The sequence below is a fragment of the Methylosinus sp. H3A genome, assembly GCF_015709455.1.
Taxonomy (GTDB): Bacteria; Pseudomonadota; Alphaproteobacteria; order Rhizobiales; family Beijerinckiaceae; genus Methylosinus.
The window spans coordinates 232,664-240,104 of the sequence record NZ_JADNQW010000003.1 but is presented as its reverse complement, the minus strand read 5'-3'; the positions used below and the strand labels follow the sequence as shown (position 1 = coordinate 240,104).

Sequence of the window (7,441 nt, the reverse complement as noted above, 5' to 3'; positions counted from 1 at the left end):
AAGGCCTGCTCCTTGGGAGAAGCGAAGCGCAGCTCCTGCGAAAGCTGCTCGACATAGGGATGGTAAACGCCGGACGTTGTGTCGAGTAGATTGATGCCGTGAAGATTATTCGATGTCACGGACGAACTCCCATAAGCGGAAATCGAAGTCAGCGTGTTCTCGCCGATGGTCCAATTCAGTTCGTTCGAGACGGTGTAATGGCGGTCGCTGACGCTTCTGGCGCCGGCGTGATAGGGACGATAGGGATCAAAGGTGAGTATCGGCTTGCCGAGTCTGAACCAGACGTTCTGCGCATAAGTCCGAGCCGGCGTTGTTCCATTGGCGAACATTTGGAACGAATCGGCGAACGGCCCGCTCGCGTAGGAGCTGCAGTTCTTGTTTTCATTCGCCTCACCGAAGCTGAAGATGAGACGGTTGGTGACGTGCTCCCCGACATAGAGCAGTTGTCCGCGCACGCCGAAGCGATCATTATTGAGATAGCCGGCGCCGCTGACCTGGTCTCTGATCCAGCCGTCGCCCTTATCGAAATAAGCGGCGACGCGATAGGCGAGCGCATTCTCGACGATCGGCCCGGTCACATTCGCTTTTTCGATCACGCGATTATTATTGGCGAAGGAGGTTTCGATCGTCGCCTTGCGTTCGAACGACGGCGGCTGCGTGCGGATGACGATACTGCCGACGGTGGTGTTCTTCCCGCCTGCGGTTCCCTGGGGACCATGGCCGATTTCGAACGACTCGATATCGCTGAAATCGCCGTTCTGAAAGCCCGGATTCTTCCAGGACACATTGTCGAGCACGAAGCCGGTGTCGAATTCCGAGCCGGCCGGATTGCCGTTGCAGCGCGCCAGCGGGCCCAGCGTGCTGCCGACGCCGCGAATCGACGGCCGCGAGGTGACGGCGCTGCCGGTCTTGGGCTGGTAGTTCGGAACCTTCTCAGCGAAATCCTCAAGCCGATAGAGGCGTTCGCGCTCTGCCGTTTTCGGATCGACGACGACGATCGGGCGTGGAATATTGAGTACTTCAAGCCTGCGCTTCGAAAGCTCGCCGGTTCCGTTCGTCACCCTGACGTCCTCGATTTGTGCGTCTTCGGCGTGTGCCGGTGCGTTCGGGAACGGTCCGGTTAACGCGCTGCCGAGTAGCGCATAGGGCGCCAATGACGGGCAAGACAACAACCAACGCCTGAATTTCGTCAACGGAACGCCCATAGTCGCCCCCTATAAACTAGGTAGTCGATCGACTTTATCGGTAAAATACGTAGGGGACAATGCACAAAATGTCACATTTTTGCGAGAACGGCCCCGCCGAGTCGTGCGGCAGGTGTCTGCGAATAGGTTCGGGCGCGCGAGGTTCCAGTGGTGGCGAGCACGGGCGAAAGAGCAGCGGGCAGCACATGGGCCGCTTCGCCAAGATGACGCTCCCGCAAAAGCGGGAAGCTCGCCGGCAGCGCGCGGTCGGAAAGTCCGTGGGCCGATCTCGCACGCTCCTGTGGGGTGGTGGGCGTCGCCGCCAGCTTCAGGCCATAGCAATTAGCTGCGCCAGCCACTTTTTCGCCGAGTGGCGCCGGCGGCCTGTATGGGCCGTCCTCGCGAGCCTGAGACGAAGCCATCCAGAACCGATGGCGATCCCGTTCAGCCGGTTTGCGTTCGGGCATTACTTAATACTATATTCCTAGTATGGATATGTAGGCGCAATCGGTGGGGTAAAAATTATGTCTGTCGCAGGAGTCGGTTCGAACGTCAGTTAATGTCGGGGATCAGTTTACGTGTCATGTGCGTAGGGCTAGCTCTCGGGGCTGCTGCGCCTGGACCGTGCTCGCGGAGGAGCCAGTCGCCGACGTCGTCGTGGAGCGGCGACGGACCTTCCCGGCGAATTATCAAAGCGCAAGGTCGAGGTTCTAAATCCCGCGACCCGATCGTCGTCATCGACCCGAAGACCGCGGAACGCGAACAGCTCTTCAGGCTGAGCGATTTCGCCCAAAAGCTTCCGAGTTATAATCCGGGTCTCGGCAATCCCGAACGTCGCGCCGCCATCCGCGGCGTCGCCAAAGGCGCTGGGAGCCGGCGACGGCTCCGAATTCGACACCGGCTTCATGGTCGACAATGTGTTTCTGAAACATGTCGGGTTCCAATGGGCGAACTTTCATCGACACCGAATCGATCGAGGTCGCGCTCGGTCCACAGGGACGGCAGGCGGCAAGAACACGGCGGTCGGCTCCATCGTGATCCGCACGCAGCTTCCGTCGTTCCAGCGCAAGGAGGTCTTCGAGACCCAGTTCGGCAACCATCTACATCTCCTGCAGCAGTTCAACGCCGACCGGGCCGATCATCGAGGATAAGCTCGCCTATCGCGTCGCCGCTTATTACGACAAGGGCGACGGCTATTCTTCGACCAGAATTCGGGCGCGAGCATGCCGGGCGACAATCGCTGGGGGTGCGCGGCCAGCTCTACTATGTCGGAGACAATTTCACCGACCGTCTGATCTTCAACTATTCCGCTCGCACGAATACAACAACAGCGCCAGCGGCCGATCGCCGACACGACGCAGATCTCGCCAATGGCACGCGGCCGAACCGACCTATGCGCAGCGTCTGGCGACTCGGCTCGGCCGTCCGCTCTTCACACTCGATCCCTACAAGCCGCTCAACACGGCTCGGCACGCTCGACGAGCGCCAGCATCTCGTCTCCAACGAGCTGAACGTCGAGATCGGCCGAGAACACCTTCACCTCGATCACCGCCTTCGGTAAGTTCCGCCTGCTGCCGCGCAACTCCGGCGGCAATAATCTGACCGAGATCACCAACACCGCGTCGAACACTTATGTCGAGCAGTTCTCGCAGGAGTTCAGGCTCTCCTCCCCAAGGACCAGCCATTGGAGTGGAAGGCAAGCCTGTTCGCCTTCTACGAATATGTCTGGAACCGATCCTACACCAATTTCGGCTCCGACGCGGCGCGTTGGTTCGGCAGTCGCGCCGACGGACGGTCACTCCGGTCGCGCATTCCTACGCGACATGACGAACAATCGCGATGGCAAGGCGCGGGATCTGCAGTTTGCCGCCTATGGCAACGCCACCTATCATGTCGACGAGCAGTTCAGCCTGTCCATCGGGACTCCGTGACAGCTGGGAGGTGCGCTCCGGCTCCAATTTCAGCTGGAACACGATCGTGCCCCGGCAATGGAACGCTCGCCGAGCAGGTCGCGGCGATCGTCGCCGGTGGCGGCCAGCGCTTCTACGACACTGGTGGACAGAAGGCGACGCTCAACGCGCTCACCGGCATTTTCAATCCACAATACAAGGTGAACCAGAATGTGACCGTCTACGGTCTCGTCGGGCGCGGCGAGAAGGCGGGCGCCGTCAACACCGGCGCGCAGGCCATTTTCGTCGGCAACGCGTTCCAGAATTCCAGCCGGTGATCACCAAGCCGAGACCTCCTGGGACTACGAGATCGGAATCAAGACGAACTGGTTCGACGAGACCCTGATCCTCAACGCGAATCTCTACTGGAACGACTCTACAACTTCCAGACCAATTTCGTGACACGTCGGTCGTCGACGCCGCTGGCGTGCCGACGCGCCAGACATATCTCGGCACCGCCAAGCATGCTCGTCTGCGCGGTTCGAGTTCGACGGCCGATGGAACGCCTTCGAGGGCTTCTGGTTGAATTTCGCCGGCGCGATCACCGATCCGCGCTGGATCGACTTCGACGAAGCGCCGCTCGACGCCGCTTGGACCTGGAGCGGAGGAACCGTGAAGGCCCGCTCCAGGTCTCGAGATCGCACTCGCGATTCAACACGGTGCCGACCTTCGCCTTCAATATTGGCTTCAACTATGAGCGTCCGCTCGGCGCGATATTCGACGGCCTCGGCGATTGGGCGAATCGTCCCGTCACCGGATTCGTCTACGCGAACGTCGCCTGGCAGGACAAGCAGGAACTGACCGATCCGACGGCGGTCATCCATTATTGGCAGGACGCCTACGCATTGACCAATCTCGGCTTCGGCATCCGTACCGACGACGATCGCTTCAGCCTGAACGTCTGGGCCAAGAACATCGCCGACGTCCGGCCGGCGACGTCCTTCAGCCCCGGCACGGCCACCGCCCGACGACGATCGGCTTGCCGGACACGGTCCGCACCATCGGCGGGACGCTGCGCGTGAAATTCTTCTGAGTGGAGTGGCAGATGCGCTGCGAAGTTCCGCTAAAAAGTTCAACGTAACACTACTGTTGCGTATTTAGCCGACTTCTGGCGCTCTGAGCCGCCATGATTCGTCATAGGGGCACGGGATGTCGAGAGCTTCGATCGAGACGGCACTGGAGTGCGGGCGTCGTCGCGGCAGGATGTGAAGGGGCGGACGCGACCGCTGTTCACCCAAGAGCGGGTAGCGAGGTCGGCGGAGCATTTTCTCGACAGCCTACTCGGCGAGGAGCGGCGCGAGTCGGAATGGATGCACGCCGAATTGGCGGACAATCCGTGCCCGTGGCGACCGCAGGCGATTTTGGGCCGCGGACGCTGGGACGCAGACCCGTTGCGCGACATCGAGCGCGATTACGCGCTCGAGAGCTGCCGATGACAACGCGGTTCTCGTCATCGACGAGACGGGGGTACTTGAACCGGAGCAAGGCGTCCTGCGGCGTCGGTGAAGGTCAGTCAGCTTTGTACCCATATTGTGTTGCCGAGCAGACCGGGGTTTTTCTGGGACGCGTCCAGCTGATGCCGACGATCGAAACAGTCGGCGGTGAGCCCCGATCAGTAGAGCTTCACTCGAAACGCGCCGCCGAAGGTCGCCGGCCAGCGAGTGAGGCCGACCCTCGCCGGGTTGCCGCCGATTCCGAGATCCCAGGTGCTGAAAGGCCTCTCGTCGCCGATGTTCTTGGGCCAGAAGGTGAGGCTGTATTTGTCGTCATCCGTGCGGATGCCGGCGCCGACATTCACGATCGCGTAGCTCCTCTGCCAATATTGCCGAATGGACCAGGGATTGGTCAGTTGCGTCTTGTCCTGCCAGTTGACGTTGAAATAGCCGAATGCCGTGAGCGGCTCCGAGGTCCAGTCGTCGAGGCTGCCGAAGCCGCCGAGACCGGCGAAAATGGCACCGAGCGGATGCTCGTAGTTCGCGCCGATGTTGAATGTCCATATCCGATATTTGCATGCCACATCGGCGACACGGGCTCCAGGCGCGAGACTCTCTCGCACGATCCGGCCCTTCAGCTCCTTCGACCACAGCCGATTGCCCGAACGTGAACGGCGGAAATCCACACGTCCGACAAATCCCGCGCCCAAAGCCGTTTCGACTGTCGCATTCTCGTTCATCTTCGGATCCCTCCAGAGACATGGCTGTCCCTCAGAAGAATCTCACATCCGAAAATCCGCCAGAACCCAAAAAATCAATGGGGCAACAACGGCGCTTACGTGGAACGCCTGCCTTCGGTCGCTGCTCCCATGGCGCGCCGCACTGTCCGGGTCGCAGAGATCGTTCGGCTGTTCGGACACGCCGCAGGAGGTCTGACGAGCGAAAGATTGCTGGCGCGGCTCGCCATGCCGATCAGCGACAACGCGATCCTGCGTCAGCTGAAACGCCATGTTCGCGAGTCCGAGCGCATGCGCCCCGGTCGTGACGCCGTTACACCTTGGACGGAGCGCGGCGTCGATCGAACTCGGCTAATCTTTGGTGGGGCAGCGTCCGCGTTTCTTTCGAGCCGGTTCAATACATCGAACCCGGCCCACGCTCCTCGCTATTGGGACGCGAGCAAAGGCGGCTGCAACCCGTGGACCATGGCGACTTCACCATGAGCAAGAAACGAACACCAAGCGCTCGAGACCGCACACGGACCGCTCTTCCTGTGCGACGGAGCCCCCACGACTCAAATTGAGATTCCCGATGCGAGCGGCATCCACCCGCTCGTAGGTGACGCCGCTCGGAGGGACGACCTTTTGCGAAGGAATCCCAGTCATATCTGGAGCTGCGATGCTGACCTTCAGTATTTCGCGACGAGGGCGGGCGTTGGCCCGGAGTCGAATTTGTAGGTCAAACCCGCCGTGACTTCGAACTCGCTAAGATAGATATTGATGGTGCGAAACGGATTGGGGCCGGCGGGCGTGACCTCGATGCCGGAGACAGAGTGCCTGGGCGAGACGACAGCGGCGAGATCGATCGTCGAATTCGGCGTGACGCGATAGCTGAGGCCGCCGCTGATGTGGTCGGTCACGACGCCTGGCGCGAGAATATTGATCGTCACGTCGCGCGACTCGATCGGATTATTGTTGTGCGAGTAGCCAACGCGGAAGGTCCAGTCGGCAGTCGCCCGCCATTCGGCGCCCAATTTGATCGCGTCGACGTCGCTCCAACCAAAGCCCGGTCCATTCGCCAAACCGAAGAGATATGGCAGTTGCGATGAATTGCCGACCGAGGCGACGTGCGAGTAGAAAATATGCCTCCAGTCGGCGAGCAAGGTGACGGTCGGCAGAACGTCGAAGGCGACGCCGGCCGTGACGGTGGCGGGAATGTCAAAGCCGCCGCCCTCCGCGAACAAGCCCGAGTATTTGTATAATTTCGTCGTCCAAATCGGCGTCGAAGCAGCGACGCCGACACGCAATTGATTGGTGACATTCCATTGCGCGCCGGCGCGCACGCCCGCGCCGACCGACCAGTTATAGCTGTGGTCGGAGAGATTGCTGCGATCGACCGAGAACGGCCCAAATCCCGAAAGACCGCGCGCTTTGAAGATCTGGATGGCGAGTATAGGCGCGACGCCGATCGAAACGCTTCCGAACCGTTGAGCGTAGCCCGCGGAGAGGAAGGCCTGGTTCAGGTCGACGCCGGCGTTCTCTCCACAAAAGACGCCGGGCCTGGGGCAGGCGAACGGGTTGGGAAAGAACTGGCTGGCGTAATTCTTCGAATAGGTCGTGTTCATGCCGCCATTGCCGTAGGCGGCGACGCCCCAGGCCGAAGTTTGGTCGATCGGCTGGCTGTAGCCGAAATTCGGGATCGGAAACAGGCCGCGCCCGCTTCGGACGTCGCCCTGCGCCACGAATCCAGGACCAGAGGTGGTGTAGCCCCGGTCCGGCGAGAAAGCCGTGAGCCCACCCGTGAATTGTTGACCGACATCCACGAGACCGGCGGGATTAATCGACAATGCGAGCGGGTCGCGGGAGTCGGCGACGCCCGCGCCGGCAAGACCTTTTTCGCGCGTCCCGTAGCCCTCGAGAAAATAGCCCTCGGTCGCTCGAGCGATTGGGGGGTTGACGATCAAACCACCGGCCAATGCCGTAGCTGCAGTGACTCTGCGCAATTGCAAGCGGTCCATCATTCCCCCAAATCAGTCGCAGCATATCAACCGTTGATATAGCCTCTCGTGTCTAGCGATAAGATAGACTATTGTGGCCGTCAACATTATCAACGCGCGGCAGCGCGACAACGACCCTTTCCTTTACCGTCCTGCGGTGCA

The 7,441-nt window shown here is 60.8% G+C and carries 9 protein-coding genes and 1 pseudogene; 4 read left to right on the top strand and 6 right to left on the bottom strand.

Translation table 11 applies throughout. The features are described from left to right. The coding region (locus IY145_RS02050) for a TonB-dependent receptor plug domain-containing protein (RefSeq protein WP_312030538.1) at window positions 1-1,061 on the bottom strand (1,061 nt) is incomplete at its 3' end. Window positions 1,062-1,276: 215 nt separating this feature from the next. Further along, window positions 1,277-1,543: a hypothetical protein gene (locus IY145_RS02045; protein ID WP_196406705.1), complete on the bottom strand. Its 267-nt coding sequence runs from the start codon at window positions 1,541-1,543 to the stop codon at window positions 1,277-1,279. Between the two features lie 546 nt (window positions 1,544-2,089). On the opposite strand from IY145_RS02045, the gene IY145_RS02040 reads away from it, so the two are divergent. Further along, window positions 2,090-2,335 carry a hypothetical protein gene (locus IY145_RS02040; protein ID WP_196406704.1) on the top strand — a complete coding sequence of 82 codons (246 nt, stop codon included), beginning with the start codon at window positions 2,090-2,092 and terminating at the stop codon, window positions 2,333-2,335. 305 nt (window positions 2,336-2,640) lie between these two features. Here the strand turns inward: IY145_RS02040 and IY145_RS02035 are convergent, their stop codons facing one another. After that, the gene (locus tag IY145_RS02035; RefSeq protein ID WP_196406703.1) at window positions 2,641-2,814 is read right to left on the bottom strand and encodes a hypothetical protein; all 174 of its coding nucleotides are present in this window, start codon (window positions 2,812-2,814) and stop codon (window positions 2,641-2,643) included. 297 nt (window positions 2,815-3,111) lie between these two features. On the opposite strand from IY145_RS02035, the gene IY145_RS02030 reads away from it, so the two are divergent. From IY145_RS02030 to IY145_RS02020, 3 genes and pseudogenes are all read left to right on the top strand, one after another. Further along, entirely contained in the window at window positions 3,112-3,411 is a 300-nt protein-coding gene (locus IY145_RS02030) for a hypothetical protein (RefSeq protein ID WP_196406702.1), read from the top strand. Between the two features lie 381 nt (window positions 3,412-3,792). Next, window positions 3,793-4,155 (top strand): TonB-dependent receptor, encoded by a 363-nt coding sequence (locus tag IY145_RS02025; protein ID WP_196406701.1) that lies wholly within the window; start codon window positions 3,793-3,795, stop codon window positions 4,153-4,155. A gap of 127 nt (window positions 4,156-4,282) precedes the next feature. Beyond that, window positions 4,283-4,703, top strand: a pseudogene (locus tag IY145_RS02020) (transposase); the annotation flags it as partial. Window positions 4,704-4,745: 42 nt separating this feature from the next. Here the strand turns inward: IY145_RS02020 and IY145_RS02015 are convergent. The 3 genes from IY145_RS02015 to IY145_RS02000 all read right to left on the bottom strand — a co-directional run bounded on the left by IY145_RS02015 (window position 4,746) and on the right by IY145_RS02000 (window position 7,300). After that, the gene (locus IY145_RS02015) at window positions 4,746-5,306 is read right to left on the bottom strand and encodes a transposase (RefSeq protein WP_246721683.1); all 561 of its coding nucleotides are present in this window, start codon (window positions 5,304-5,306) and stop codon (window positions 4,746-4,748) included. Window positions 5,307-5,348: 42 nt separating this feature from the next. After that, a complete protein-coding gene (locus IY145_RS26460; protein ID WP_196406699.1) occupies window positions 5,349-5,576 on the bottom strand; it encodes a hypothetical protein in 228 nt (75 codons plus the stop codon). A gap of 395 nt (window positions 5,577-5,971) precedes the next feature. After that, on the bottom strand, window positions 5,972-7,300 hold the full coding sequence (locus IY145_RS02000) for an outer membrane protein transport protein (RefSeq protein WP_196406717.1): 1,329 nt from the start codon (window positions 7,298-7,300) through the stop codon (window positions 5,972-5,974). Between the last annotated feature and the right edge of the window lie 141 nt (window positions 7,301-7,441).